Origin of the sequence: Kaistia adipata DSM 17808 (genome assembly GCF_000423225.1) — a bacterium.
Lineage (GTDB): Bacteria > Pseudomonadota > Alphaproteobacteria > Rhizobiales > Kaistiaceae > Kaistia > Kaistia adipata.
The window spans coordinates 866,028-892,978 of sequence record NZ_KE383991.1 but is presented as its reverse complement, the minus strand read 5'-3'; the positions used below and the strand labels follow the sequence as shown (position 1 = coordinate 892,978).

At 67.3% G+C, this 26,951-nt stretch carries 26 protein-coding genes; 13 read left to right on the top strand and 13 right to left on the bottom strand.

The window, feature by feature from the left end:
- Nucleotides 1–195: 195 nt before the first annotated feature.
- Nucleotides 196–2,133, bottom strand: a complete 1,938-nt coding sequence (locus G539_RS0117045) for a bifunctional 5-dehydro-2-deoxygluconokinase/5-dehydro-2-deoxyphosphogluconate aldolase (protein WP_029076269.1) — start codon at nt 2,131–2,133, stop codon at nt 196–198.
- Between the two features lie 122 nt (nt 2,134–2,255).
- Nucleotides 2,256–3,098: a MurR/RpiR family transcriptional regulator gene (locus G539_RS0117040; protein WP_084640054.1), complete on the bottom strand. Its 843-nt coding sequence runs from the start codon at nt 3,096–3,098 to the stop codon at nt 2,256–2,258.
- A gap of 216 nt (nt 3,099–3,314) precedes the next feature.
- Here G539_RS0117040 and G539_RS0117035 point away from each other — a divergent pair, with 216 nt between their 5' ends.
- The 5 genes from G539_RS0117035 (at nt 3,315) to iolG (ending at nt 8,471) form a co-directional block, all read left to right on the top strand.
- Nucleotides 3,315–4,238, top strand: a complete 924-nt coding sequence (locus G539_RS0117035) for a sugar ABC transporter substrate-binding protein (RefSeq protein ID WP_029076267.1) — start codon at nt 3,315–3,317, stop codon at nt 4,236–4,238.
- 132 nt (nt 4,239–4,370) lie between these two features.
- The gene (locus G539_RS0117030) at nt 4,371–5,501 is read left to right on the top strand and encodes an ABC transporter permease (RefSeq protein WP_029076266.1); all 1,131 of its coding nucleotides are present in this window, start codon (nt 4,371–4,373) and stop codon (nt 5,499–5,501) included.
- Complete coding sequence (locus G539_RS0117025) at nt 5,501–6,280, top strand: ATP-binding cassette domain-containing protein (RefSeq protein WP_029076265.1); 780 nt, start codon at nt 5,501–5,503, stop codon at nt 6,278–6,280. The genes G539_RS0117030 and G539_RS0117025 overlap by 1 nt, the downstream gene beginning before the upstream one ends.
- A 27-nt stretch (nt 6,281–6,307) precedes the next feature.
- Nucleotides 6,308–7,426, top strand: a complete 1,119-nt coding sequence (locus G539_RS0117020) for a Gfo/Idh/MocA family protein (protein ID WP_029076264.1) — start codon at nt 6,308–6,310, stop codon at nt 7,424–7,426.
- Between the two features lie 46 nt (nt 7,427–7,472).
- Nucleotides 7,473–8,471 (top strand): inositol 2-dehydrogenase, encoded by a 999-nt coding sequence (iolG, locus tag G539_RS0117015; protein WP_029076263.1) that lies wholly within the window; start codon nt 7,473–7,475, stop codon nt 8,469–8,471.
- Nucleotides 8,472–8,500: 29 nt separating this feature from the next.
- On the opposite strand, the gene G539_RS26345 is transcribed toward iolG, so the two are convergent.
- Nucleotides 8,501–9,727: a rhamnan synthesis F family protein gene (locus G539_RS26345; protein WP_051231571.1), complete on the bottom strand. Its 1,227-nt coding sequence runs from the start codon at nt 9,725–9,727 to the stop codon at nt 8,501–8,503.
- Between the two features lie 103 nt (nt 9,728–9,830).
- A complete protein-coding gene (locus tag G539_RS25230; RefSeq protein WP_084640053.1) occupies nt 9,831–10,721 on the bottom strand; it encodes a glycosyltransferase family 2 protein in 891 nt (296 codons plus the stop codon).
- A 306-nt stretch (nt 10,722–11,027) separates the two neighbouring features.
- Here G539_RS25230 and rfbB point away from each other — a divergent pair, with 306 nt between their 5' ends.
- The 3 genes from rfbB to rfbA are packed head-to-tail and all read left to right on the top strand — an operon-like array spanning nt 11,028 to nt 13,842.
- Nucleotides 11,028–12,086 carry a dTDP-glucose 4,6-dehydratase gene (gene rfbB, locus G539_RS0117000; RefSeq protein ID WP_029076262.1) on the top strand — a complete coding sequence of 353 codons (1,059 nt, stop codon included), beginning with the start codon at nt 11,028–11,030 and terminating at the stop codon, nt 12,084–12,086.
- Complete coding sequence (gene rfbD / locus G539_RS0116995) at nt 12,086–12,973, top strand: dTDP-4-dehydrorhamnose reductase (RefSeq protein WP_029076261.1); 888 nt, start codon at nt 12,086–12,088, stop codon at nt 12,971–12,973. Before rfbB ends, rfbD begins: the two co-directional genes overlap by 1 nt.
- The gene (rfbA, locus tag G539_RS0116990) at nt 12,970–13,842 is read left to right on the top strand and encodes a glucose-1-phosphate thymidylyltransferase RfbA (protein WP_029076260.1); all 873 of its coding nucleotides are present in this window, start codon (nt 12,970–12,972) and stop codon (nt 13,840–13,842) included. Before rfbD ends, rfbA begins: the two co-directional genes overlap by 4 nt.
- A gap of 3 nt (nt 13,843–13,845) precedes the next feature.
- Here rfbA and rfbC read toward each other — a convergent pair whose 3' ends face one another.
- Complete coding sequence (gene rfbC / locus G539_RS0116985) at nt 13,846–14,397, bottom strand: dTDP-4-dehydrorhamnose 3,5-epimerase (RefSeq protein WP_029076259.1); 552 nt, start codon at nt 14,395–14,397, stop codon at nt 13,846–13,848.
- Between the two features lie 201 nt (nt 14,398–14,598).
- On the opposite strand from rfbC, the gene G539_RS0116980 reads away from it, so the two are divergent.
- Nucleotides 14,599–15,204 (top strand): phosphatase PAP2 family protein, encoded by a 606-nt coding sequence (locus G539_RS0116980; protein ID WP_029076258.1) that lies wholly within the window; start codon nt 14,599–14,601, stop codon nt 15,202–15,204.
- Nucleotides 15,205–15,208: 4 nt separating this feature from the next.
- Here the strand turns inward: G539_RS0116980 and cueR are convergent, their stop codons facing one another.
- Complete coding sequence (cueR, locus tag G539_RS25225) at nt 15,209–15,655, bottom strand: Cu(I)-responsive transcriptional regulator (RefSeq protein ID WP_035831912.1); 447 nt, start codon at nt 15,653–15,655, stop codon at nt 15,209–15,211.
- An 11-nt stretch (nt 15,656–15,666) separates the two neighbouring features.
- Complete coding sequence (locus G539_RS25220; RefSeq protein ID WP_051231569.1) at nt 15,667–17,946, bottom strand: heavy metal translocating P-type ATPase; 2,280 nt, start codon at nt 17,944–17,946, stop codon at nt 15,667–15,669.
- A gap of 184 nt (nt 17,947–18,130) precedes the next feature.
- Here G539_RS25220 and G539_RS0116965 point away from each other — a divergent pair, with 184 nt between their 5' ends.
- Both G539_RS0116965 and G539_RS0116960 read left to right on the top strand, forming a co-directional pair.
- Nucleotides 18,131–18,328, top strand: coding sequence for a heavy-metal-associated domain-containing protein (locus G539_RS0116965; protein WP_029076257.1), 198 nt, complete (start codon nt 18,131–18,133; stop codon nt 18,326–18,328).
- 166 nt (nt 18,329–18,494) lie between these two features.
- Nucleotides 18,495–18,803 (top strand): hypothetical protein, encoded by a 309-nt coding sequence (locus G539_RS0116960; RefSeq protein WP_156912012.1) that lies wholly within the window; start codon nt 18,495–18,497, stop codon nt 18,801–18,803.
- A gap of 84 nt (nt 18,804–18,887) precedes the next feature.
- Here the strand turns inward: G539_RS0116960 and G539_RS25215 are convergent, their stop codons facing one another.
- A complete protein-coding gene (locus G539_RS25215) occupies nt 18,888–19,328 on the bottom strand; it encodes a DoxX family protein (RefSeq protein WP_084640051.1) in 441 nt (146 codons plus the stop codon).
- A 161-nt stretch (nt 19,329–19,489) separates the two neighbouring features.
- Between G539_RS25215 and G539_RS0116950 the strand changes: the two genes are divergently transcribed.
- Nucleotides 19,490–19,714 carry a hypothetical protein gene (locus tag G539_RS0116950; protein WP_029076255.1) on the top strand — a complete coding sequence of 75 codons (225 nt, stop codon included), beginning with the start codon at nt 19,490–19,492 and terminating at the stop codon, nt 19,712–19,714.
- Nucleotides 19,715–19,852: 138 nt separating this feature from the next.
- Here G539_RS0116950 and G539_RS0116945 read toward each other — a convergent pair whose 3' ends face one another.
- Together G539_RS0116945 and G539_RS0116940 are read right to left on the bottom strand one after the other, a co-directional pair.
- Entirely contained in the window at nt 19,853–21,370 is a 1,518-nt protein-coding gene (locus G539_RS0116945) for an FGGY-family carbohydrate kinase (protein ID WP_035831500.1), read from the bottom strand.
- Between the two features lie 54 nt (nt 21,371–21,424).
- Entirely contained in the window at nt 21,425–22,309 is an 885-nt protein-coding gene (locus G539_RS0116940; RefSeq protein WP_029076253.1) for a DeoR/GlpR family DNA-binding transcription regulator, read from the bottom strand.
- Nucleotides 22,310–22,436: 127 nt separating this feature from the next.
- Between G539_RS0116940 and G539_RS0116935 the strand changes: the two genes are divergently transcribed.
- Entirely contained in the window at nt 22,437–23,219 is a 783-nt protein-coding gene (locus tag G539_RS0116935) for an SDR family NAD(P)-dependent oxidoreductase (protein WP_029076252.1), read from the top strand.
- A gap of 65 nt (nt 23,220–23,284) precedes the next feature.
- Here G539_RS0116935 and G539_RS0116930 read toward each other — a convergent pair whose 3' ends face one another.
- From G539_RS0116930 to G539_RS0116920, 3 genes are all read right to left on the bottom strand, one after another.
- Nucleotides 23,285–24,457 (bottom strand): MFS transporter, encoded by a 1,173-nt coding sequence (locus G539_RS0116930; protein WP_029076251.1) that lies wholly within the window; start codon nt 24,455–24,457, stop codon nt 23,285–23,287.
- 171 nt (nt 24,458–24,628) lie between these two features.
- The gene (locus tag G539_RS0116925) at nt 24,629–25,825 is read right to left on the bottom strand and encodes an amidohydrolase family protein (RefSeq protein ID WP_029076250.1); all 1,197 of its coding nucleotides are present in this window, start codon (nt 25,823–25,825) and stop codon (nt 24,629–24,631) included.
- A gap of 23 nt (nt 25,826–25,848) precedes the next feature.
- Nucleotides 25,849–26,892 (bottom strand): questin oxidase family protein, encoded by a 1,044-nt coding sequence (locus tag G539_RS0116920; protein ID WP_029076249.1) that lies wholly within the window; start codon nt 26,890–26,892, stop codon nt 25,849–25,851.
- Between the last annotated feature and the right edge of the window lie 59 nt (nt 26,893–26,951).

The following is a 26,951-nucleotide window of genomic DNA, read 5'->3' as shown; positions in this document are numbered from 1 at the left end:
GGTCCGGGTGAGGGTTTACGGCCTCACCGGAAAATTCCCCTCGTCATTCAACCCTCGCCGTCATCCCTGCGAAAGCAGGGATCCATGTCAGCGGGTTGGTCCTCGCTCTGAACGTTCCGTGGCGCGGATGGATGGATCCCTGCTTTCGCCGGAAGGACGGCCGCGCCTGTCGCAGCAACCGCGTACCCAAGAATCTCACGCCGCCTCCGTGCGCCGCGCCGTCTCCCAGGCGGCGACGAGGGCGGCGAAGCGGTTCGCCATGTCGGTCACCGCCGCCTCGTCGTCGATCCGGCCCGCGAGCCAGTTCTCCGCGGCGTCCGCGAAGATGGTGCGGCCAACGGCAAAACCCTTGACCAGTGGCGTCGCGGCGGCGGCACGGAAAGCGGTGACGAGTTCCGCCTCCGGCGCCTCGAGGCCGAGCAGCACGATGCCGCGGCAGAGCGGGTCGTTCTCCGTGATCACCTTTTCTATGGCGCGCCAGGCGGCGACGCTCGTCTGCGGCTCCAGCTTCCACCAGTCGGGCTTGATGCCGAGGGCGTAGAGGCGGGCGAGGATCGAGGCGACCGTGTCGTCGGCGAGCGGGCCGTGCTTGCCGGCGATGATCTCGATCAGCAATTCGCGGCCGGCCGTGCGCGCCGCATCGGCGACGCGGAGCAGCTCGCGCTCCTGCCGCGCCTTCAGCTCGTCGCTGTCGTCGGGGTGGTAGAAGCAGAGGCACTTGACGGTATGGCCGATCGGCCATTCGGCGAGATGGCTGCCGAGATCGGGCAGATGGTCGAAATCGAGCGGGCGCGAGCCCGGCTTCTCGACCGGCCGGCCGATCCAGAAACCCTGCTCGGCGGCGCGCGGGAACGCCTTCTGGCCATAGGTCGTGTCGAGCAGCATGCCGAAGCCGGGCCGCCCCTTCGCGACGCGGGCGGCGGCTTCGACGGCAAGCGCCTTCAGGCTAGCGATCTTTTCACGCGGCGCCTGGAGCTTGTCGGCAACCGCCTCGAGCTGGGCGCGATGGTCGATCGCCAGCGCCATCAGCTGCGCCGGCTGGGCCCGGCGCGTCGTCGCCCAGTGCAGATGGTTGAGCGCCGCGTCCTTGCGCAGTGCCTTGTGCGGGCTGCCATGCGCGAGGAACCAGGAAAGCTCGGTCCAGCTCGGATATTCCGGCGCGCAGAGCAGGCGGGAGACGGCGAAGGCGCCGCAGGCGTTCGCCCAGGTGGCGCAGGTGGCGAGCGGCTCGCCCTTGAGCCAGCCGCGCAGGAAGCCGGACATGAAGGCGTCGCCGGCGCCGAGCACATTGTAGATCTCGATCGGGAAGCCCTCGCCGACGATGCCGGCCTCGAGATCGCTAGAGATCGCACCGTCATAGACGATGCAGCCCATGGCGCCGCGCTTCAGCACGATGGTGGCGGCGGAAACCGCGCGGATCGCCTTCAGCGCGCCGAGCACGTCGTCGGCGCCGGATGCGATCCGGATTTCCTCCTCGGTGCCGACGATCAGGTCGCAATCTCCAAGGATGGATTTCAGCCGCTCCGAGACGTGGTCCGACTTCACATAACGGGCGAAGCCGTCGCCATGGCCGGCGAGGCCCCAGAGGTTGGGGCGATAGTCGATGTCGAACACGACCTTGCCGCCGGCCGCCTTGGCGAGGCGGATCGCCTTGCGCTGCGCCGCGTCGCTGTTCTCGCGCGAGAAATGCGTGCCGGTGACGACGATCGACGCCGCCGAGGCGATGAAGTCCTCGTCGATGTCGGCTTCCGACAGCGCCATGTCGGCGCAGTCGGTGCGGTAGAAGATCATCGGCGAGACGCCCTCGTCCTCGACCGCCAGCAGGACCAGCGCGGTCAGCCGGTCGGGGTCGGTGGCGATGCCTCGCGTGTCGACGCCCTCGCGCTGCATCTGCTCGCGGATGAAGCGGCCCATCTGCTCGTCGCCGACGCGGGTGATCACGGCCGATTTCAGGCCGAGCCGCGCCGTTCCGATGGCGATGTTGGAGGGGCAGCCGCCGACCGACTTGGCGAAGGAGGTGATGTCCTCGAGCCGGGAAAAAATCTGCTGGCCGTAGAGGTCGACGGATGACCGTCCGATGGTGATCACGTCGAGCGTCCGGGCCGCAGTGCCGGCGCGCGGGACTTCGGTCATCGCATGCTCCGTCTCAGGTTAACGAAGGGGTGACGGGCCGCTAACGCGCGGCGGCGCCATCGTCCTCAGGCCTGAGTGAAACAAAAATTCTGCGATTTCGTCAATATGGAATATGTGGATCATTATCCACGGCGCGCTTCGGCCACCGCGACGGTCAGCGTCATGGCGAGCGCCATGGAGGCCGAGAGCGAGCGGAAGCCCTCGTAATCGGCCTCGACCACCTCGAACCAGACGCCGAGCTTGGGGATCAGCGGGCTGAACGGGCTGTCGGTGATGACGACCAGCGGCGTGCCGCCCTCGTTGATCTGGCGCGCATAATTGAGCGTCGCCGAGGCGTAGGGGGTGAAGGAGATGGCGATGGCGGCGTCGCGCGAGGTGGCGAAGGAGAGTGTCTCCGGGTCGTTGCCCTGCGCCGAGCCGACCAGGACCGACTTCACGCCGAGCTTGCCGAAGGCATAGCTCATATAGGACGTGACGGGGTAGGAACGGCGCTGGCCGATCAGGTAGATCGTCTCGGCCTTGGCGAGGAGTTCGGCCGCCTCGTCGATCTGGGCCACCTGCACGCGCTCGCGCAGCGAGCCGACCGAGCGCTCGGCCGCCTTGCAGAAGCCGGCGAACAGGGTTGCCGACTTGCTGTCGCCGGCGACATGCGAGCGCAGCGACGACAGTCGCTCCGAATAGTTCGAGGTGCGATCCCTGAGGCGGTCCTGGAAGACCGCCTGCAGGTCGGAAAAACCTTGGTAGCCAAAGGCTTGCGCGAAGCGAACGAGGGTCGAAGGCTGGACTTCCGCCTTTTCGGCGATGCTGGCCGCCGTGCCGAAGGCGACATCGTCCGGATTGGCGACGGCGTAGATCGCCACCTGCGCCAGGCGCTTCGGCAGCGTGTCCTTGCGGCTCACCATCAGGTTGCGCAGGCTCCAGAAGTCGCGGGGCGGCAAGGCGTCGTTGTCGTCAAGGGTCATCATCGCGGGCCTTTCCTGCGCATTTCGCGCAGCTTTCTCCCAGTCCGGGCGGAAAATCAACACTTGACGCAATTGGGTCACGGTGGAATGAATGTTCCGGCATCTGTTTCAGAATTCGTTTTGTTCCGTGTTTTGATGCGTCCAGATCCCGAAAACGTAAGCTTACGGAACAAAAACACGCCGGATCTCGCACCAATCGTTCATTCTGGGAGGAATGTCATGAAGTGGAAGCTCAGGGCAATGCTCGCGGCGACGGCTCTCGCCGTCTCGGCGGCTGCCGCGCATGCCGACATCATCGTCGTCACCCATGGTCAGGCCTCGGACCCGTTCTGGTCCGTCGTCAAGAACGGCGTCGCCGAAGCCGGCAAGGACCTCGGCGTAAAAGTCGACTACCGCGCGCCCGAAACCTTCGACATGGTCGCGATGGCGCAGCTGATCGACGCCGCCGTCAACCAGAAGCCCGAGGGTATCGTCGTCTCGATCCCCGATGGCGACGCGCTCGGGCCCTCGATCCAGAAGGCGGTCGCCGCCGGCATTCCGGTCATCTCGATGAACTCCGGCTCCGACGTCTCGAAGAAGCTCGGCGCGCGCCTGCATGTCGGCCAGAGCGAATATGACGCCGGCAAGGCGGCGGGCGAGAAGCTGAAGGAGATGGGCGGCAAGAAGGGGCTCTGCGTCAACCAGGAAGTCGGCAACGTCGCGCTCGACCTGCGTTGCAAGGGCTTTGGCGACGGCTTCGGTGCCGTGACCGTGCTGCCGACCTCGGCCGATCCGGCCGACGTCAAGGCCAAGGTCAACGCGGCGCTGGCCTCGGACGCGGCGATCGATTCCGTCCTGACGCTGAACGCGTCGCTCGCCGGCGAGCCGTCGATCGCCGCCGTCTCGGAATCGGGCAAGGACGGCAAGGTCAACGTCGCGACCTTCGATCTCTCGGCTGGTTTCCTGCAGGCAGTCGCGGACGGCAAGGCCGCCTTCGCCATCGACCAGCAGCAGTTCCTGCAGGGCTATCTGCCGGTCGCCTTCCTGGCGCTGCACAGCAAATACGGCCTGATGCCCGGCGGCGATGTGCCGTCCGGTCCCAACCTGGTGACCAAGGACGCGGCCTCCAAGGTCGTCGAGCTGTCGGCCAAGGGCATCCGCTAGGCGCCTGCCAATCGGCGCGCGCGGCCGCGATGCGCCGCGCGCGCATCTTTCCTGATGACGATGGTTTGGAAGGCATCCAGACCATCTTGGTGGCGCGCCGCGGCCGGCCGGTCCGCGCGGGCAACTGGTGGAATGATGACCGACAACAGCAAGCTGATCCACGAGGCGGCCGACGAGCGGCTGAAGCACGCCTCGACCCTGACGCGGCTCCTGCGCCGGCCGGAACTCGGCGCCATTCTCGGCCTCGTCATCGTCACGAGCTTCTTCCTCGCCATCGCCAACCCGGTGATGTTCGAGCTCTCCGGCATCATGAACTTCATGGCGCCGGCGGCGCAGCTCGGCATCCTGGCGATCGGCGCCTCGCTCTTGATGGTCGGCGGGGAGTTCGATCTCTCGGTCGGCTCGATGGTAGCCTTCGCCGGCCTGATCTTCGCCGCCTGCGTCGTCACCTTCAACATGCCGCTGCCGGTGGCGATCCTGGTCGCTTTCGCCTGCGCCGCCGCGATCGGTTTCCTGAACGGCCAGCTCGTCATCCATACCGGCTTGCCGAGCTTCATCGTCACGCTCGCCTTCCTGTTCGTGCTGCGCGGCCTCTCTCTGGTCGGGCTCAAATGGGCGACCGGCGGGGCGACGCAGCTGCGCGGAGTGCGCGAGGCGGCGACCGATACGCCGCTCGACGCCTTCTTCTACAAGCTCTTCGCCGGTGATGCCTTCGAAGGCCTGTTCGCCTGGCTCGCGGCGCATGACTGGATCGCCAAGTTCCCGAACGGCCTGCCCAAGGTAACGGGTGTGCCGGTCGAGATCGTCTGGTTCGTCGGGCTTGCCATTGTCGGCGCGATCCTGCTGGCGCGCACCCGCTACGGCAACTGGATCTTCGCCGCCGGTGGCGACCCGAACGCCGCGCGCAATTCCGGCGTGCCGACGCGTCGGGTGAAGACCTCGCTCTTCGTGCTGACGGCCTGCTGCGCGGCGCTGGTCGCGGTGCTCACCGTGCTCGACGCCGGCTCGACCGATGCGCGACGCGGCTTCCAGAAGGAGTTCGAGGCGATCATCGCCGCGGTGATCGGCGGCTGCTTGCTCACCGGCGGCTATGGCTCGGTCGTCGGCGCGGCGGTCGGCGCCGTCATCTTCGGCATGGTGCTGATCGGGCTCACCTACACGACCATCGACCAGGACTGGTACCTGGTCTTCCTCGGCGGCATGCTGCTGATGGCGGTGTTCTTCAACAACATCATCCGCAAGCGCGTGACGGGAGAGCGGTGATGGCGACGCCAATCCTGGAGATGCGGGACATCGAGAAGCATTTCGGCTCCGTCGTCGCGCTGGCCGGCGTCTCGATCGAGATCCATGCCGGCGAGGTGCATTGCCTGCTCGGCGACAATGGTGCCGGAAAGTCCACCTTCATCAAGACCATGGCGGGCGTGCACAGGCTGACCAAGGGGCAGATGTTCCTGAACGGCCAGCCCGTGCATTTCACCAGTCCGCGCCAGGCGCTCGATGCCGGCATCGCGACCGTCTATCAGGATCTCGCCATGATCCCGCTGATGTCGGTGACGCGAAACTTCTTCATGGGCCGCGAGCCGGTGAAGGGGATCTGGCCGCTCCGCTTCATGGACATGGGTTTCTGCGATCGCGTCACCCGCGAGGAGATGCAGCGCATCGGCATCGACGTGCGCGATCCCGGCCAGGCGGTCGGCACGCTGTCGGGCGGCGAGCGGCAATGCGTGGCGATTTCGCGCGCCGTCTATTTCGGCGCCAAGGTGCTGATCCTCGACGAACCGACCTCGGCGCTCGGCGTTCGCCAGACCTCGATGGTGCTCAAATATATCGACATGGTGCGCAAGCGCGGGCTCGGCGTCGTCTTCATCACCCACAATGTCCGCCACGCGATGGCCGTCGGCGACCGTTTCACGGTGCTGAACCGCGGCCGCACGCTCGGCACGGCGGCGCGCGGCGAGATCAGCGCGGACGAACTGCAGAACCTCATGGCCGGCGGCAAGGAGCTCGCCGATCTCTCGGCCGAGCTTGGCGGTACGGTCTGAAACTCTCCAATCAGGAATGTCAGGGCAATGAAACCTCTCGGCATCGGGCTCATCGGCACGGGCTATATGGGCAAGTGCCATGCGCTTGCCTGGAACGCGGTGGCGCCAACCTTCGGCGACGTGGCGCGGCCGCGTCTCGTTCATCTCGGCGAGACGAACGAGACGCTCGCGCGGGCCAAGGCGGCCGAGCTCGGCTTCGCGCGCGGATCGGGCGACTGGCGGGCCGTCGTCGCCGATCCCGAGGTCGACGTCGTCTCGGTCGCGACGCCCAACCAGTTCCACGCCGAGATGGCGATCGCGGCGCTCGAGGCCGGCAAGCATGTCTGGTGCGAGAAGCCGATGGCGACGTCCGAGGCGGACGCGGCCGCCATGCTGGAAGCGGCGCGTGCGTCCGGCAAGGTCGCCGTGCTCGGCTACAACTACATCCAGAACCCTGCCATCCGCCATCTGAAGCGGCTGCTGGAGGAGGGGGCAATCGGCGCGGTCAACCATGTCCGCGTCGAGATGGACGAGGACTTCATGGCGGACGGGGCGGCGCCGTTCGGCTGGAAGAGCGATGCCGGATCGGGCTATGGCGCGCTCGACGATTTCGCGGTCCATCCGCTATCGCTGCTCGCCGTGCTGGTCGGCCCGCCGGCGCGCGTCGTCACCGACATGGCGAAACCCTTTGCCACGCGCCCGCTGGCGGATGGCGGCAGCCGTGATGTCGAGACGCATGACATCGCCAATGTGCTGTTCCGCCTTGCAAGTGGCGCCTCTGGCAGCCTGCTCGTCAACCGCTCGGCCTGGGGACGCAAGGGCCGCATCGCGCTCCAGATCTTCGGCTCCGAGGGTGCGCTGGTCTACGACCAGGAACGGATGAACGAATTGCAGCTCTATCAGGCGAAGGGATCGGCGGCGGAGCAGGGCTTTCGCACCATCCTGACCGGCACTGCGCATCCGCCTTATGAGCGCTTCATCCCGGCGCCCGGGCACGGGCTCGGCTTCAACGATCTGAAGGTGATCGAGGCGCGCGAACTGATCCGCCGGATCGGTGGCGAGCCCGCGCATCTGATCGAATTCGAGACCGGCTTCCGGATCGAACGCACCGTGCACGCCATGGCGCGGGCCTTCGAGACGGGCGGCTGGACCGACATCGACGACTGACAACGGCCGCGACGGCCGCCGGTGACACTCTGCTTGAGGCATGAACATGACAGTGAGACTGGGACTTCTGGGCGCCGGGCGGATCGGCAAGGTGCATGCCGGCGCGATCGCCGCGAACAAGGGCGCGAGGCTGGTGGCCGTCGCCGATGCGTTTCCGGACGCGGCGCGGGCGCTGGCCGAGACGACGGGCTCGGAAGTGCGCGACGCCGACGCCATCATGAACGCGGCCGACATCGACGCCGTGCTGATCACGACGCCGACGGACCTGCACGCGACGATGATCGAGCAGGCGGCGCGGGCCGGCAAGGCGATCTTCTGCGAGAAGCCGGTCGATCTCGACGTCGAGCGGGTCAGGGCGTGCCTCGCGGTCGTCGCCGAGACCGGGGCGCCGCTGATGGTCGGCTTCAACCGCCGCTTCGATCCAAATTTCATGGAAGTCCGCCGCCAGATCGACGCGGGCGCCATCGGCAAGGTCGAGATGGTGTCGATCACCTCGCGCGATCCCGGCCCGCCGCCGGCCGACTACATCCGCCGCTCCGGCGGGCTGTTCCGCGACATGACCATCCATGATTTCGACATGGCGCGCTTCCTGCTCGGCGAGGAGCCGGTCAGCGTCTTCGCCTCCGCGTCCGTCCTCGTCGATCCCGAGATCGGCAAGCTCGGCGATTTCGACAGCGCCTCGATCGTGCTCACGACGAAATCCGGCCGCATCGCGCAGATCTCCAATTCGCGCCGCGCCAGCTACGGCTATGACCAGCGCATGGAGGTGCACGGCTCGAAGGGTCTGGTCAGCGCCGAGAACCTGCGCGCCACCAATGTCGAGGTGGCGAATGGCGACGGCTACCGCCGCGAGCCGCTCCTGAACTTCTTCATGACCCGCTACACCGAGGCCTATCGCAACGAGATCGCGGCCTTCATCACCGCGCTCGAAAACGGCGAGCCGCCGACGCCCTCCGGCGACGACGGCCTGAAAGCCTTGATCCTGGCCGACGCCGCGCTGCGATCGGTCAAGGAGAAGCGGGCGGTGGCTGTGGAGATTTCGTAGAGCCAGCCAAAATGGAGTGGGGCCGGACCTCAAACCCCGATCTTGTTTGGGATCATCATCGCCATAGCGCGTTCGAGTGCATGCTGGAGCGTTCCGTCTTCTTGGCCGGCCTCGTCGGGAAATGAATCAAGGGCGAGGTCGAGTTTCTTCAAGGGTTCCAGCGCTTCTCGGCGAACCCAGAACATCGTGCCGGCGAAGAAGTCGATCGGGGGGATGGGAGTGATGCCCATCATCGTGAGCAGATCGCGGGTCTTGGTCTCGTTAGTGCCCCATGCGGCCTTCTCGCCCTTCCATTCATTGGGAAGTCTGAAGCGGTCGGATCCAATCATCCCGACGCCGGGTGACCGCGCAAAGACATCGATAATTCGATCGACCGCATCGCGGTTGCCGATCAGGTCGTAGAGGCTCGCCAGTCTCCAGATCTCCCCCAGCGCCGCGCGGGGGCCGTCCAGCGCGGACTTCTTGCCGTGCAGCTTGCAGATCAGGTCGAAGTCGTCGAGGCGGCCGTCCATTAGCAGCTGGATGAACGGTCCGATGTCGCGCCCACGGTTTTCGTAGATGATCGTCTCGGCATCGGGATATGTCCGCCTGATGTGGCCGTGTAGGTCCCGGGCGGGCCCTGTTAGCGTGAGGATGAGGCGAAACGGCCTCTCCAGGCGGCTGAGCAGCGCCTCGAACTCCGACCAAAGCTCCTGGTAGTAGAGATGGATGACGATGCCGACCCTCAAAGGTGCAAGCGGCGGGCGCGCGGCCTCGGCTGGAGGCGGTCCTTCGAAGTGGCGTGCGAGCACCTGCTGAAGACTGGCGGTGGCCGGTCCTAGACCCCAGCCTGAGAGCCCTCTGAGGGCAAGGGCCAGTTCGCGCTCCTTCGGGCCGCCGGCGTGGAGGAGGGGGCGAAGCACGACTTCGCCGCCCATCGGAAGATGGATGAGGGGCTGCATCCATCGCTTCTGGCGCCGTCGTTGCCGGAGCAGCGAGCCGAGGTCGCGGATGCTGAGGAGGCGAACGCTGCAGGCGACGACCGAATGATCATCGAATTGCAGGACCAGGCCGCTCTCCGTTGTCTCGAGCAGGTAGCGGGTCTGCTCGGTCGCAGGCAGATAGATCACGCGATCCGGATGGGGGCGTAGTTGGACGGCCAGTCTGACGAACGGTATGGCGCGGTCCCGGCGCTGGAGTTCGATGATGTAGCGACCCGGCGCGTGGATCAGGATTTCGGGCCGGCCGGTGTCCTTCCTGACGGTGAATAGAGTCATATGAGCAGAAGCCGGTGGTGCTGCTGGCAATTCGGTTCTCGTGTGAGGCTCGAGAAACGCACTTTGGGCGTCGGTGTCGCGGTCTGGATAGGGCGAGGCTTGATCATCGGACGGGGCGATCCCTGTCCGACTTGAGTGCGTAGCCGGAGGCGGTCGGATTGCGGATCGCCTCGGAAAGGCCGAGCAAGCGGCCGAGCGTGTTCAGAAGCCGGTCGCGGTTGAGCGTCAGGCAATAGAAGCTGGCCTTGGCTAAGGATTGTACGAAGGCTCGTCCGGGCTTGAACGGAATCTTGTACTTGCGGCGGAGGTATACTTCCGATTGCGCCTTCGCACGATGACGATGTATCCGCGCCAGGGCGCTGCGTTCGACGGAATTGCCAACGTCATGGATAGCGTGCGCGTCACTGACGAGTATCATCTGTTCGTTTCGCTGCCTCAAGCGGTGCGACAGATCGTCATCCTCGAAGTAGAGGAATATCCCCTCATCGAATCCACCCATCTCCAGAAACAGCGATCGTCTTATCAGGAATATGCCGCCGTCTACGAAGCGGACGCAGCAATCGCCCGCGATCTCGCGAACGCGCATTGGAGGAGGAGTGCCGGACAGCCGGTCGACCTCTGTTTGGTCGCGAAACCAGAGTCGCCCTTTCGGTGTTGTTGTGCGCGGTGAGAAAACGTTGCAGTCAGGATAGCGTTCGACGGCCTCGAGGAGGGCATCGATTGACCGAGGTGTGACGCGCACGTCTGGATTGATGAAAAGTATGAATTCGCCGGAAGCTGCAGCCGCGCCAATATTGCACGCGCAGCCGAAGCCGAGATTGCGGCCATTGTCGATCCGACGGACTGGTAGCCCCTGCAGAACACTGCCGAGGTCATCCGTGCTGGCATTGTCAACACAGATGATTTCTGGGCCGTCGGGCAAGCATGCCAATGCCTCGCGAACGATTCCCGCGCTGTTGTAGGTCACCGTGACGGCGCTGATGGAGCGGGACATGCTAATGCCTGGCAGATCAATCGTTCGCTGGACCGCTCGTTCGAGTGGGGCTGGTTGTGGTCGCTGCCGGGCGCTACGGTCGGCGGGGCTGATTGCGAGGCGGCTCGGACCCTACCCTTCTAGAATTTCGCTTGTGTTGAACTGGTTCTCGCATGATTTGCAAGGCTGGCGAACGAAATTTCGGTTAATTACTTGTGAGATAACTGTAAATGGTGGTCGGATTTCTCCTTCCGTATCCTTCGACGCGCTTGCTATGCTGGGTCTGGGCGCTAGGTTCGCCGAATGAAATCCGCTGAGCCATCTCCTATGCGAATTCTTGTTACCGGCGGTGCCGGCTTTATCGGGTCGGCTCTCTGCCGGCATCTGGTCGGGGATCTCGGGGTTGGGGTCGTCAATGTCGACAAGCTGACCTATGCGGCGAATCTGGCCTCGCTGGCACCGATCGCCGACAACCCGCTCTATGCTTTCGTCGAGGCGGATGTCTGCGACGTGGCGGCGATGGCGGATGTCTTCCGTCGCTACGAGCCGGACGGCGTCATTCATCTCGCCGCCGAGAGCCATGTCGACCGCTCGATCGGCAGCCCGGGCGAGTTCCTGCAGACCAACATCATGGGCACCGCCGTGCTGCTCGAGGCGTGCCGGGCCTATCTCGACCGGGCCTCGGCGGCGACGCGGGAGGCGTTCCGCTTCCTGCATGTCTCGACCGACGAGGTCTATGGCGCGCTTGGTGATGACGGCTTGTTCGACGAGGAGACCGCCTATGATCCGTCCTCGCCCTATTCGGCCAGCAAGGCGGCGTCCGACCATCTGGTCCGTGCCTGGCACCGCACCTATGGCGTGCCGGCGCTGATCTCCAACTGCTCGAACAATTACGGGCCCTATCACTTCCCCGAGAAGCTGATCCCGCTCACCATCCTGAACGCGCTGGAAAGCGCGCCGATCGACGTCTATGGCGACGGCCGCAACGTGCGCGACTGGCTCTATGTCGAGGACCATGCCCGCGCGCTGTTCCTGGCGCTGACGCGCGGCCGTCCCGGCGAGAAATACAATATCGGCGGCCGCAACGAGCGCACCAATCTCGACGTCGTCCGGCGCATCTGCGGCATCCTCGACGGCCATCGCGCCGACGCCGGACCGCATGAGCGGCTGATCCGCTTCGTGACCGATCGACCGGGCCATGACCACCGCTACGCCATCGACCCGACCAAGGCGGAGGCCGATCTCGGCTGGCGCGCGGCGGAAGATTTCGACAGCGGCATCGAGAAGACGGTTCGCTGGTATCTGGATCGTCGCGACTGGTGGGAGCCGATCCGTCGAGGCGTCTATCGCGGCCAGCGCCTCGGCCTCGTCGCGGGCGCCTCCTGATGCGGATCTTCGTTGCTGGCGCCAGCGGCCAGCTGGCGCGCGCGCTGAAGGCGCGCGCGGGGGCGGCGGGTCATGTGGCCGAGACCTTCGGCCGTCCCGCGCTCGACCTGGCGTCTTCCGCCGATCCCGCGCCGGCGATCGCCGGCTTCGCCGCCGATATCGTGATCAACGCCGCCGCCTATACGGCGGTCGACAAAGCCGAGGCCGAGCCGGAGCAAGCCTTTGCCGTGAACCGGGACGGCGCGGCGCGCCTGGCGGCGGCCGTGCGGCGCCTTGGCCTGCCGCTCCTGCATGTCTCGACCGACTACGTCTTCGATGGCGGGAAGGGCGCGCCCTACGTGGAAGCCGACGCCACCGCGCCGCTCGGCGTCTATGGCCGCTCGAAGCGGGAAGGCGAGGCGGCGGTGCTTGCGGCCCATCCCGACGCGCTCGTGTTCCGGACGGGCTGGGTCTATGGCGCCGACGGCCGCAACTTCGTCCGCACCATGGTCGAGCTCGCGGCGGAGCGTGACCGGCTCGACATCGTCGCCGACCGCTTCGGCAACCCGACCCATGCCGCCGATCTCGCCGATGGCCTGCTGGCGATCGCAAGGCAGGCGGCGGAGCATCGCGGTGGTGGCATCTTCCATCTCGCTGGCTCGGAAGAGGCCTCGTGGCACGATCTCGCCGGCGGCGTGATGGGGAGCCTCGCCGCAGCGGGGCGCCGCGTGCCGGAGCTTTCGCCGATCTCGGGCGACGCCTATGTCGCGGCCGCCGCGCGGCCGCGCGATTCCCGGCTCGATTGCTCGCTGGCGGCACAGACCTTTGGCGTGCGACTGCCGGGGTGGCGCGCGAGCGCCGGTGTCGCCGTTTCCGCCATTCTGGAACAGCAGGAGACTACCCGATGAAGGGCATCGTGCTTGCCGGCGGCGCCGGCACGCGGCTGCATCCGATGACGCTCGTGACGAGCAAGCAGCTGCTGCCGGTCTACGACAAGCCGATGATCTACTATCCGCTGTCGACGCTGATGCTGGCGGGGATCCGCGACATCCTTGTCATCTCGACGCCGCAGGACCTGCTGCAGTTCCAGGCCCTGCTCGGCGACGGCTCGCAATGGGGCATCGCGCTCTCCTATGCCGAGCAGCCGAAGCCCGAGGGATTGGCGCAGGCCTATCGCATCGGCGCCGATTTCGTCGCCGGCCAGCGCTCGGCGCTGATCCTCGGTGATAACATCTTCTTCGGTCACGGCCTGACGGCGCTGCTCGCCGAGGCTCGGGCTCGGACCGAGGGCGCGACCGTATTCGCCTATCACGTGCAGGATCCGGAGCGCTACGGCGTCGTCGCCTTCGACGGCGATCGCCGCGCCGTCTCCATCGAGGAGAAGCCGAAGGCGCCGCGCTCGAACTGGGCGGTGACCGGCCTCTATTTCTACGACGAGGCGGTGGTCGATATCGCGGCCGACCTCAAGCCCTCGGCGCGGGGCGAACTGGAGATCACCGACGTCAACAGCGTCTATCTCGAGCGCGGCGCGCTTCATGTCGAGAAGATGGGGCGCGGCTATGCTTGGCTCGACACCGGTACGCCTGACAGCCTGATCGAGGCGTCGGAGTTCGTGCGCACCTTCGAGAAGCGGCAGGGCCTGAAGATCTGCTGTCCGGAAGAGATCGCCTATCTGATGGGGTTCATCGACGCCGCAGAGCTCGAGCGGCTCGGCGCCGCGCTCGGCAGGAGCGGCTATGGCCGCTACCTGCTCGAGGTGGTGATGGCGGAGCGCTGAGGGTCAGAGCGACAGGTCCGTGAGGCGAGGATGCCGGCGGTCGCGTTCCGACAGGATCGCATCGGCCGGCGAGACCCCCCATTCGATGCCGAGCGCCGGATCGTCCCAGGCGAGGCCGCGGTCATGCTCGGGGCTGTAGAAGTCCGAGGTCTTGTAGTGGATCTCGCTGTCCGGCTCGAGCGTGCAGAAGCCGTGCGCGAAGCCGGCGGGCACGTAGAGCTGATTCTTGTCCTCGGCCGAGAGTCGGACTGCGATGTGCTGGCCGAAGCTGGGCGAGTCGGGACGGATGTCGACGGCGACGTCGAGGATGGCGCCGCGCAGCACGCGCACCAGCTTGGCCTGGGCGCGCGGGGCGAGCTGGAAATGCAGGCCGCGCACCGTGCCGACCTGGCGCGAGAGCGACTGGTTGTCCTGCACGAAGACGACGCCGGGGGCGACTTCGCGTTCGAAGACGTCCTGCCGGAAGGCCTCGAAGAAATAGCCGCGATCGTCGCCATGCACCTTCGGGCGGAGGAGGGCGAGGCCGTCTATGGCGAAACGCTGGATGTCGGTCATGCGAAGAAGTGATTCCGGTTGGAGTTCGGCGGCACCTTGGCGGCAGGCGAGGTCCCGTGCAAGACAGGGCCCGGCCCGCGCATGGACAGGCCGTATCTGGGCCTTCATGGTGGCGTGCGCGTGCGGGCGGCGACGAATCGGCTCGTCGCGCTGCGTCGTTTCTCCGGAGGCGGGCGCCCCCTTCATTGGACCGGAACCTTGATGTCGCTTCGCCCCTTCACGATCCTCGTCACGAGCTTCGGCGGCCAGGCCGTGATCCTGCCGATCCTCGTGCTGGTGACCCTGACGCTGCTTGTCGCCGGGCAGAGGCGGGCGGCGTTCTGGTGGGCGTTCTCCGTGGCGCTGGTGCTGGGGCTCCTGCTCGTCGCCAAGATCGCCTTCATTCCCTGTGGCGATTACCTGCCCGTGTCCGGCCTGCGCAGCCCGAGCGGCCACGCCGGCGCGGCGATGGCAGTCTATGGTGGATTGGGTGTCCTGATGGCGCGATTGGCCGCGAGCCCGCCTCTGCGCCTGCTGGTGGTCGGTTCCGGGGTTCTGCTGGCACTGGCGATCGCGGTGACCCGCGTGGTGATCGGCGCCCACACCGTGCCGGAGACGATCCTCGGCACGCTCATCGGCCTGATCGCGCCGCTCGTCCTGCTGAGCCGGCGGGACCTGTTCGTCGGGCCGGTCCGGCTGCGCTGGATCTGGCTGTTCGCGGGACCGGTCGTCCTGATCGCCATATTCCATGGTTTCGAGCTGGGCGCCGAGCACGTCATCGAGCGGATCGCTTACCAGCTCAACGGCTTGCTCGGCGTCTGTCGCTGAGCGGTCAGGGCCCGTTCTGCAGGGCCGGGCGCCGGGCGGGGCGCTTTTTGGCGCTCGGCTCCGGAACCGCCGCGAGATCGTCTAGGATGGGGCAGTCCGGCCGGTCGTCGCCGTGGCAATGGCCGGCGAGGTGGCGCAGTGTGCGCGCCATCCCTTCCAGCTCGTGGATCCGCTTCTCGATCTCGGCGACATGCTGGAGGGCGACGCGCTTCACGTCGGCGCTCTCGCGGCCCTTGTCCTGCCAGAGCGCCAGCAGCGTGCCCATCTCCTCGACCGAGAAGCCGAGGTCGCGGGCGCGGCGGATGAAGCGGAGCGTCTCGACATCCGTCGGCGAATAGACCCGATAGCCCGACTCGGTCCGGGCCGCGGCGCGGATCAGGCCGATCTGCTCGTAGTAGCGGATCATCTTGGACGAGACGCCGGACGCGGTGGAAGCTTCTCCGATGTTCATACTGACCTCCTTCACGCGGCGGGCCGGTAGCGCTTCAGCCGAAGCGCATTGCCGATAACGAAGACACTGGACATCGCCATCGCGCCGGCCGCCAGCATCGGCGAGAGCAGCAGGCCGAAGGCCGGATAGAGCGCGCCGGCGGCGATCGGGATCAGGGCCGTGTTGTAGGCGAACGCCCAGAACAGGTTTTCCTTGATGTTGCGGATCGTCGCCTCGGACAGGCCGATCGCCTTGACCACGCCGCCGACATCGCCGGACATCAGCACCACGTCGGCGCTCTCGATCGCGACGTCGGTGCCCGTGCCGATGGCGATGCCGACATCGGCGGCGGCGAGCGCCGGCGCGTCGTTGATGCCGTCGCCGACGAAGGCGGTCTTGGCGCCGTCCCGCCGGAGCGCTTCCACGACCGCGACCTTGCCGTCGGGCAGGACTTCGGCGCGGACCTCGTCGATGCCGAGCTTGGCGGCGATCGCCTCGGCGGTCGCGCGGTTGTCGCCCGTCACCATGACGACCCGGCGCCCGAGCTTGCGCAGCGCCGCGATCGCGGCGGCCGAGCCCGGCTTGACGGGATCGGCGACGGCGAGAATGGCGGCGAGTTCGCCGTCGATCGCCACATAGAGCGGCGAGCGGCCTTCGGCACCGAGGCGGGCGGCCTCGTCGGCGAAGCGGGCGATGTCGATGCCGAGCTTCGTCATGAAGCGCGCGGCGCCGACCGCGATCGCATGGCCGTCGGCCGTGGCGCGGACGCCGTGGCCGGGGACCGCCTCGAAGCCGGTGATGGCAGGAAGGTCGAGGCCGGCTTCGCGCGCGGCGGTGGCGAGGGCGAGGCCGATCGGATGCTCGGAGCGGCTCTCGACGGCGGCGGCGAGGCGCAGGACGGTGTCGCGTTCGGCGGGGTTAACAGCGACGAGGTCCGTTAACGTCGGACGCCCTTCTGTTAGCGTCCCGGTCTTGTCGAAGGCGACGACGCTGGCGTCGCGGAGCGTCTGCAGCGCGTCGCCCTTGCGGAACAGCACGCCGAACTCGGCGGCGCGGCCGGTCGCCACCATGATCGAGGTCGGCGTGGCGAGGCCCATGGCACACGGGCAGGCGATGATCAGCACCGCAACGGCGTTGACGAGCGCGAAGGAGAGGGCGGGCTCGGGGCCAAAGATCAGCCAGACGAGGAAGGTGGCGGCGGCCGCCAGCATCACCGCCGGCACGAACCAGGCGGTCACCTTGTCGACGAGCGCCTGGATCGGCAGCTTGGCGCCCTGGGCGCTCTCGACCATGCGGATGATCTGGGCCAGCACCGTGTCGGCGCCGACCTTCTCGGCCCGGAAGGAGAAGCTGCCGGTCTTGTTGATGGTGCCGCCGACGACGGCGGCGCCGACGCCCTTTTCGACCGGCACCGGCTCGCCGGTGATCATCGCCTCGTCGACAAAGGAGGCGCCTTCGGTGACGACGCCGTCGACGGCGATCTGGTCGCCGGGGCGGACGAGCAGGATGTCACCGACCTTGACCGTGTCGAGTTCGACCTCGACGGGCTGACCGTCACGCAGGATGCGCGCGGTCTTGGGGCGAAGCTTGACCAGCTTGCGGATGGCCGCGCCGGTACGGCCCTTGGCGCGGGCCTCCAGCATGCGACCGAACAGCACGAGGGTGACGATCACCGCCGCCGCCTCGAAATAGACGAAGCCGGTGCCTGCCGGCAGCAGGCCGGGCAGGAAGGTGGCGACCGTGGAATAGAGATAGGCCGCGCCGGCGCCGATCGCGACGAGCGCGTTCATGTCGGGCGCAAGGCGGAACAGGGCCGGCAGTCCCTTGCGGAAGAAGACGAGACCCGGGCCGAGCAGCACCAGCGACGTCAGCGCGAACTGGAGATAGGCGTTCCAGGGGCCCAGTGTCATCTGCACCCAGTGATGCAGCGCCGGGATCAGGTGCGAGCCCATCTCGAGCGCGAAGACCGGCAGCGTCAGTAGCGCCGCGATGGCGAGCGAGCGCGCCAGCGCGCTCGCCTCGGCGTCACGCTTCTCGGAAATGTCCTCGGTCTCGTCGGTCGCCGTGACGGTGTGCGCTTCATAGCCGGCGGTGCGCACGGCGGCTTCCAGCGCCTCTGCCGGCACGAGGCCGGCCGGCGCCCAGATGGTCGCTCGCTCGGTGGCGAGGTTGACGCTGGCATTCGAGACGCCCGGCACCTTCTTCAGCGCCTTCTCGACTCGCGAGACGCACGACGCGCAGGTCATGCCCTCGATCGCGAGGTCGAGTTCGCGGTCCGGCGCGATGGTCTGAGGGGATGGCATGCTGGTCATCGAAAAAGCCCTTCGTTCGGCGTGATGACGATATAGGTAAAGCTTCCAATCATTGGAAGGTCAAGGGGCATTCTGGGCCTTGACCTTACCATGATTGGAAACTCCATATTCGCTTCATCGCATGAGACTGCCGCCGTGGGGCGGGGCTCATCGTTCCGATCAACCTCTTGAAGGAGAAAGCGAAATGCTGGTTCTGAAGGTGAAGGACATGTCCTGCGGCCATTGCGCGGCGACGATCGAGAAGACCGTGAAGGACGTCGACGCCGGCGCGCGGATCGAGATCAACCTGGCGGCGAAGACCGTCCATGTCGACGGCTCGGTGGACAATGCGGCGATCGTCGCGGCGCTGGACGAAGCCGGCTATCCGAGCGTCCAGGCCTGAGACCGGGAGCGGCTTGAACCGGTCGCCCGGCCGGTTCGCCGTTCATGGAGCCCGTGTCGCTCTTCGCGGCCCTGCTGGCCCGAATAGCCATGGTGTCGCCGATATGCTCTAATTCCGGGGCTGGGACGCAGGTGTCTCGGCCTCGGATGAGCAGGGATCCTTCATCATGAAGTCCGGTCTTCTGTCTTCTGCAATTCTCTCTCTGTCCGCCAGTTGCATGCTGATGCTGCCGCTCGACGTCATGGCGGTGAGTCGTGGCAACATGCCGGCCTATTGCCGTGGCGAGGTTTCCGGCCAGTACGGTACCAAGCCGATGTATGTGAAGACGGCGAAGCCGAAGCGGGCCAAGGACGGCAGCACGACGATCCGGGGCACCGTCGACAAGGGCAGCGAGGGTATCAAGGCCTTCGAATGCCAGTTCGATGCGAAGGGCAGGTTCATCGGCGTGATGGCGCTGACGAGCGACGGCGAATAGCGCCGAGCGTGGCGGCCCGCCGAGCCATGCGGGGCAACTTCGGTTGCCGCCGCGCAGCGTCTGCGTCGCGCTTCTCGCCTTCTCCTAACCAGGCTTTGTCGGGACGGGCTGGCGTCGGCGCGCCAGCCAGCCATCGACGCTCCATGCGCCCGGGCCGGCGGCGGCGATGTAGAGGAAGATGAAGCAGAACAGGATCGCCTCGATGCCGCCGTTCAGCAGCGGGAAGAAATTCTCCGGCAGGTGGATCCAGAAATAGGCGATCGCCATCTCGCCGGAGAGCAGGAAGGCGACGGGGCCGGTGAGAAAGCCGATCAGCAGCAGCGGCGCGCCGATCAGCTCGAACCAGCCGGCAATCCAGAAGATCGAGAAGGGCGGCAGGGAAGAAAGCGCCTCGGAATGGGGGAAACCGAGCAGCTTCGCCGTGCCGTACTGGAGATAGACGAGCGCCGTGACGATGCGCAGCAGCGACAGAAGCTCCGGTCGCCAGCGCCTGAGGACGGGCATGCGGCTCAGATCATAGGCCATCACGTCATCCTGCCTTTCCCGCGGCGGTTCCGCTCGAGGCGGGCGTCGCGACACGTTGCGGAGACGACCCTCCGTCCCGCGCAAGTCTAGAACGCCGTCAGGAACGAAAACAGCCGTCGTGCCTTGTCTATTCGGAGTAGACGGATGGCAGGAGGGTATCCATGGCTGTCAAGGAGCTGCTGAGATCGATGGTGCCGGGCCATGCCGCGCGGCATGCCCGCAAGGAGGCGAACAAGCGCCTCGACAAGGAACTGAAGGAAACATTCCCGACCAGCGATCCGCCGGGCATGGTTCAGCCGGGTTCCGGCATCACCGGCGCCGAGGTCCGGCCGTCGCAATTGTCTCCCTCGCAGCTCGCGAAGGAGAAGGCCAAGCGGGTCCACTAGCGGTCGGGGCTTGATCTCCGTCCGGGATGGCGCACCGGTTCGGACGTGGTCCCATTCAGAGACCTCCCGGGCGCGACAAGCGCGCTATCTGGCCCCCGCGATCTGTGTCGCGGGGGCATTTTTCGGGTATCGGCTCCCCTACACCGGCATGGCGAAGACGGGCTTCAGCGCCTCGTAGGTGGCGCGATATCGCGCATAGCCATTGTCGTAGACGGTGCGGTTCTCCGGGTTCGGCTCGATCAACGCGCCGCGGGTCGCGAGGCTCGAAATGCCGTTCCAGTCGGAGGCGAGGCCGGTGCCGATCGCCGCCACCCAGGCGGCGCCGACCGACGAGCCGTAGGGATTGTCGAGCAGCTGCACCGGCGCTCCGATCACGTCGGCCATGATCTGCATCCAGACCCGGCTCTTGGTGCCGCCGTCCGAGGCGAAGAAGCGGCTCGGGGCATGGCCCATGTCGGCGAGCACGTCGATATGGTGGCGGAAGCCGTAGGCGATGCCCTCGAGCAGCGCGCGCCAGATGTGACCCTTGCCGTTGCCGAGGGTGAGGCCGATGAAGGTGCCGCGCGCCAGCGGATCGTGGATCGGGGTCTTCTCGCCGAGGAAATAGGGCAGGCACAGCACGCCGTCGCTGCCGGCGGCGACGGAACCCGCCAGCCTGTCGAGCGCGACATGCGGCCTTTCCTCGCCGTTTGCGTCGCCGAGCAGCCCGGCCAGCCAGTTGAGCGCGGACCCCGACGCCGCCATGCAGCCGTTCGGCGCGTAGAGCCCGGGCACGAGGTGATAGTCGAGATAGAGGCGCGCATCCGGCATGGCGCGGTCGGCTGCCACGACGATATCGCCGGCGCCGCCGAACTTGAGCAGCACGTCGCCGGATGAGGCGATGCCGGCGGCGAGCGCCGAGGCGATGTGGTCGGCCGCGCCGCCGAAGACCGGCAGGCCCTCGGGGAGACCGGTCGCGGCAGCCGCCTCGGCCGAAACGCGGCCCATTTCCTCATGCGTGACGGTGCGGTCCGGCACGGCGCTTCGAGGGATTCCGGCGAGTGCCACCAGGTCGTCGGCGATCCGGTCGGTCGCGACTTCGGTGAAGCCGGCTTCCAGCGCCCAGTTCTGCTCCACGGCGCGCCGGCCCGTCAGGCGCCAGTTCACATAATCGTAGGATCCGAACACGGTGGCGATGCGGCCGAAGACGTCCGGCTCGTGCTTCGCGATCCAGCGCAGCTTGGCGGCGACCAGCTGCTGGTTCACGCCATTGCCGGTGCGCTTCAGGAAGGCGGCCTCGTCGAGCTCGCGCTTCAGCCCTTCGACCTCGGCGCCGCAGCGGCCGTCGCTCTGCTGGATGCTGGGGCGTAGTACCGTACCCTCGGCGTCGAGCAGCACGATGGCCGGCAGCATGCCGGTCACACAGATGCCGGCGAGGGAGTCCAGCCCGTCCGGCAGCGCCGCAATCGTCTCGCGCAGGACGGCGCAGGTGTTGGCCCACCATTCGGCCGGATCCTCTTCCGCCCAGCCCGGCTTCGGCGACGAGAGGGCGACGGGCCGCGAGGCCATGTGCAGGATCTCGTCGGGAACGCGCACGGCGATGGCGATGGTCGACGTCGTGCCGATATCGAGGCCGATGACGGTCGTCTTCGGCGCGGTCGTCTTGGGGGCAGGCATCCAGGATGTTCCAGCTTGTTGGAAGGGCGGGAGGGACGGTGGCAGCGGCGTCGCCTACTCGAGGCTGCGGTCGCTTTCCCGGCCGGCGATGACGACTTCGATCTCGGCGGCGGCGAGCGCGCGGGCGAGATGCGGAGGTGGCGGGGCGTCGGTGACGAGGATATCGGCCCCGGAGAGCTCGCAGACACGCGCCAGCGAGCGATGATCGAACTTGGAGGAATCGCAGAGGATGACGACCTGGTCGGCGCGGGCGATGAAGGCGCGCTTCACCTCCGTGTCCTCGACCGAATAGTCGAAGAAGCCGGCCTCGATCAGGCCGGAGACGCCGATGAATACCCGGTCGATATTGTAGTTCTGCAGTTCACCGACGGCGCGGGAGCCGACCACCGATTGTTCGGGATTGCGCACTTCGCCGCCGAGCACATAGACGGGGCTCTTCGAGGCCGACAGCGTCATGGCGGCGCGCAGGCTGTTGGTGAAGACGCGGAGATCCGAACGCTCGACGACGGCTTCCGCAAGCGTCAGCGTCGAGGTGCCGACGTCGATGCCGATCGTCTCGCCGGGGCCGATCAGCGTCGCCGCGGTGATGGCGATCGCCGATTTCTCGCGGGCGTTGCGATGGCGCCGGCTCTTGAAGGCAGGCTCCTCGGCGACGAAGATCTCGCGCGGATCGATGGCGGAGGAGACGGCGCCGCCATGGGTCCGGGCGAGCAGGCCGCGATCCGACAGCATGACCAGATCACGCCGGATCGTCATTTCGGAGACGCCGAGATCGCCCGCGAATTTCGAGACGGAGACGAAGCCGTTGGTGGCGATGACGTCGAGAATCAGCGCCTGCCGCGCGCCGGCCGGCATGCGGGCGAAATCGCGGCCATTCCATTCGGAAGGGTCCGGCGACGGGGGAGCGAATTCGTGGACCGGCATCTGGTCGGCTGGCATCACAGGCTCCTTCCGGACGCGGCAACGAGAATTTCGAACATAACCAAACATTATCCGGCTGGTCGACGTTGTAAAGTGTTCGGTTTTGCGATTTGGTGGCGGGTATCAAACAACTGAGGACAAACGAATGGCGGGCATTTTCGACCTTTCCGGACGCAAGGCGATCGTCACCGGTGGCTCGAAGGGCATCGGCGCGGCAATCGCGCGGGCCCTCGACAAGGCCGGCGCGACGGTCGCGATCGCCGATCTCGACGTGATGGCCGCGCAGGCCGTCGTGGCGGGACTGGAGAATGGCGGTTTCGCGGTCGAGGTCGATGTGACCAAGCGCGATTCGGTCGAGCGGGCGATCGACAAGGCGACCGAGAGCATCGGCGGCTTCGACCTGCTCTGCGCCAATGCCGGCGTCTCGACCATGCGGCCGGCGGTCGACATCACCGACGAGGAGTGGGACTTCAACTTCGACGTCAACGCGCGCGGCGTCTTCCTCGCCAACCAGATCGCCTGCCGGCGCTTCCTGGCCTCGGACACCAAGGGCGTGATCGTCAACACGGCCTCGCTCGCCGCCAAGGTCGGCGCGCCGCTGCTCGCGCACTATTCCGCCTCGAAGTTCGCCGTGTTCGGCTGGACCCAGGCGCTGGCGCGCGAGATGGCGCCGAAGGGCATCCGCGTCAACTGCGTCTGCCCGGGCTTCGTCAAGACGTCGATGCAGGAGCGCGAGATCCTGTGGGAGGCCGAACTGCGCGGCATGACCCCCGAGGCGGTCCGCGCCGAATATGTCTCGCTGACGCCGCTCGGCCGCATCGAGGAGCCGGAGGATGTCGCCGACGTCGTGGTGTTCCTCGCCTCCGAGGCGGCGCGCTTCATGACCGGTCAGGGCATCAACGTCACCGGCGGCGTCCGCATGGACTGATGCCGGCGCCGGATCGCGCGAGCGTCACGCGATCCGGGACCGGTCCGGATGGAAGAAAGTCGAATTCACCGCGGCCGGCCGGGCGCGGTGAATTCCGTCACATAGGCGCAGAAGGCCAGCAGCGGGAAGGTGAGCCCCGCCACCAGCACGCCGTTCCAGCCGAAATTCTCGTAGAGCGGGCTGGCGATGGCGGAGCCGAACGCGCCGCCCATGAAGAAGATCGCGACATAGAGGCCGCTCAGCCGGCCGCGGATCGCCGGCGCCAGCATGTAGAGCACGCGCTGCCCGAACACCGTGTTGCCCTGCACGAAGAAATCGATCGTGATCGCCGCGATCAGCAGCGCCGCGATCGAGCCGATCGCCGCCAGGCCCGACAGGGCGAAGGCCAGGAACGTGCCGACGATCACCACGCCGGTTCCCACCCGCACATAGCCCCGGTCGGCGAGGCGTCCCGCGAGCGGCGCAGACAGCGCGCCGGCCGCGCCGACGACGGCGAACAGCGCGATCTGCGACTGCGACAGGTGAAACGGCGCGCCGGCGAGCTCCAGCGGCACGCTGGTCCAGAACAGGCTGAAGCAGGCGAACAGGCAGAATTGGTAGAATGCGCGCCGCTGCAGCTCCGGCGTATCGCGCAGGATCGGCCAGAGCGAGGCGAGCACCGCGCCGTAGGAATAGCCGGAATTCGGCGTCCGGCGCGGCAGGAAGCGCGCCAGAAGCAGCGTCAGCGCCAGCATCAGCCCCGACGAGGCGATGAAGACGCCGCGCCAGCCGAACAGATCGGCCAGCAGGCCGGCGAGCGGGCGGGAGAACATGATGCCGATCATCAGGCCGCCCATCACATTGCCGACGGTGCGGCCACGCGTGGCGTCGTCGGCCATGTGGGCCGCCATCGGCACCAGGATCTGCGCGACGCTGGCGCAGGCGCCGACGAACAGCACCGCACCGAGGAATGGCAGCGCGCTCGGCGCGATCGCCGCCAGAAGCAGCGCGAAGGCGGTGACCGCGACGGCGGCCAGCACGAGCATGCGGTTCTCGAGAATGTCGGCGAGCGGCACCAGCAGGATCAGGCCGAGGCCGTAGCCGAGCTGCGTCAGGGTGACGACCAGGCTGGCGAGCGTGGGCGACAGGCCGATATCCGGGCCGATCAGCGCGATCAGGGGCTGGGCGTAATAGAGGTTCGCGGCGATCGCGCCGCAGGCGGCGGCCATCAGGATCGTCAGCGGCGTGGTGATGGTCACGGGCAGCGGCGCCGGGCCGTTACCCTTGGAATGAGGAGGTCGCATGAAGCACACGGGCCGATCGGCGGCGAAGGGGGAGGGGCGGCACACATGCCCGCTTTCGGCGACAAAGCCAACCGCCGGCCGCGAGCGCCCCTCTCCATCATGCGCGCCGGCGAGCCCCGCCGATCGTCAGTCGCGCGGCGTCAGCACGCCGCTGCGCGCCACCAGCCGGCCCCGCTTCAGCACCGTGCGGTCCTGCGGCGCGCCGGCGACCGCCTCCGGCAGCGAGTCGGCGGCGAGCAGGACGAGGTCCGCCCGCTTGCCCGGCGCCAGGCCGTAATGGTCGATGCCGAGCACCGCGGCCGGGATCTCGGTCACCATCGCGAAGGCATGGGCGAGGTCGGCGTCGGCGAGGAAATCCTGCCGGTAGCCGATGATCATGGCGCGCCGCAGCAGGTCGCCATCGCCATAGGGCGACCAGGCGTCGCGGATGTTGTCCGAGCCGGCGAAGACGGTGACGCCGGCCTCGCTCAGCCGGCGCACCGGCGGCATGGCGACCGGGCCGGGGCCGTTGGTCATGATGGCGACGCGCGCGCTGGCGAGCGCCTCGGCCGTGCGGCCGAACTCGAACGCGTCGACCTGGCCGAGCGCGAAGGCGTGGCTGACGGCGACCTTGCCCTCGAGGCCGAGCGCGATGGTCCGGGCGGCGATCTGGCGCAGTTCGAACGCGCCGAGCGGGCCGGAATCATGCAGATGGATATCGAGGCCGACGCCGTGCCGCTCGGCGATGGCGAAGATCGTGTCGAGATGGCCGGTGACGTCCTGGTCGATGCCGGCCGGGTCGAGCCCGCCGACGAGGTCGGCCCCCTCGCGGATCGCCGCGTCGAGCAGGTCCGCCGTGCCGGGATCGGTGATGACGCCGCTCTGCGGGAAGGCGACGAACTGGATGTCGACCAGGTCCCAGTAGCGCTCCTTGAGGCGGAGCAGGGCGTGCAGCCCGTCGAGGCCGACTTCCGTGTCGATGTCGACATGGCTCCGGAGGCTGCCGGTGCCGAAGGCCGCGACCTGCTCGATCAGCCGGCCGCCGCGCTCCTCGATGGGCAGCGCTAAGGTTCGGCGCAGTGCCTTCTCGGCCTCGATCCGAAGCGCCACCGTGTCGCCCGGCAAATGCGGGATGAAGGGTAGGCCCAGCAGCGTCTTGTCGAGATGGATGTGACCCTCGACGAAGGAGGGCGCGACGATCCGGTCGGTCGCATCGATGCGGTCGCAATCGTCCGGGCCTTCGCCGGCCGGCAGGATGGCGGCGATCGTCTCGCCGGCGATGACGATGTCGACCGTATGGCCTCCCGCCGTCCTGGCGCCGGCGACGACGAGGCTCGGCTGCATGTCTTCCGTCACGTGTGGCTCCGTTAGTCCATCAGGGCCATGCGGCGCGCCGCGACGACGCGGTAGAGCCGGTCGCCATAGATCTTCTCCTCCTCGCGGGCCGAGAAGACGAGACTGATGTCGTGCTCGTCCTCGGACTGCACCGCCGCCGCCGCGATCTCCGGCCAGCCCGGCGCCGGCAGATGGCGCCAGGCATCGAGCGTCTCGGCGCTTGGCAATTCGGGGAAGCCGATCTTCGGCACCAGCGAGGCGATGATCTGCCAGAAATGGCGTTGCAGCGCCGGCCGGTCGGCCTCGGCGAGATGCGGCCCGATCAGCCGGATCCAGTGCGATCCGGTCAGCGCGTGCAGCGAGGAGAAATCCATCGTCGCGGCGAAGAGGGCGAGCGACGTCGCCGCGATGCGGCGGCCGGTATCGGGGCCGATGGCGAGCCAGTCGACGACCGGCGCGAAATCCGGCGCCGCCCCGGCCACGCGGATGTTGTGCCAGAGCAGGTCGGTCTCGGGGACGAGTCCGTGCAGCCCGGGGAGGGCGCAGGCGCGGGCCAGGACCTCGCCGGGATCCTCGGTGATCGGCGCGGCGCCGGTCGATGGCGGCATCGGCAGATAGGTGGCGGCCCAGTAGCCGATCGCGGTGCCGACCTCGGCCGGATCCATGCGCAGGAGGCCATAGGCCGTCCGCATCATGCCGTGCAGCGCGCTGGCGCCGATGCCGGGAATCAGGGTGGGCAGGTAGGTCTGCACCGTCGCATCGATGCCAAGCCGACGGACCTCGCCCTCGAAGAAGGCACGATAATCATATTCCCGCGAGCGGTCGCCGAGGGCATCGGTCCAGTGCTCGCGCTGGATCGGCGCCACGGGCGGTGGCGTCGGAACCAGGCCGCTCGTGGTACGATAATTGTCGAAGTACTGACGCAGCCGCTCGCTCGACGCGCCGAGTTGGTCGAGCGCGACCATCATCATCGGCAGGTGGTTGGCGAGCAGGACTGGAAACTCGGCGCTGTAGAGCCGTCCTTCGACGAGCAACTCGTCGACGGTATCCGGCTCTGTCCGTGGCGCAAGGGCCATGACGTTCCTCCGCTAGTGCGATCTCAAGCGTGCCAGTACGGATCCATCCCGCATAGTGC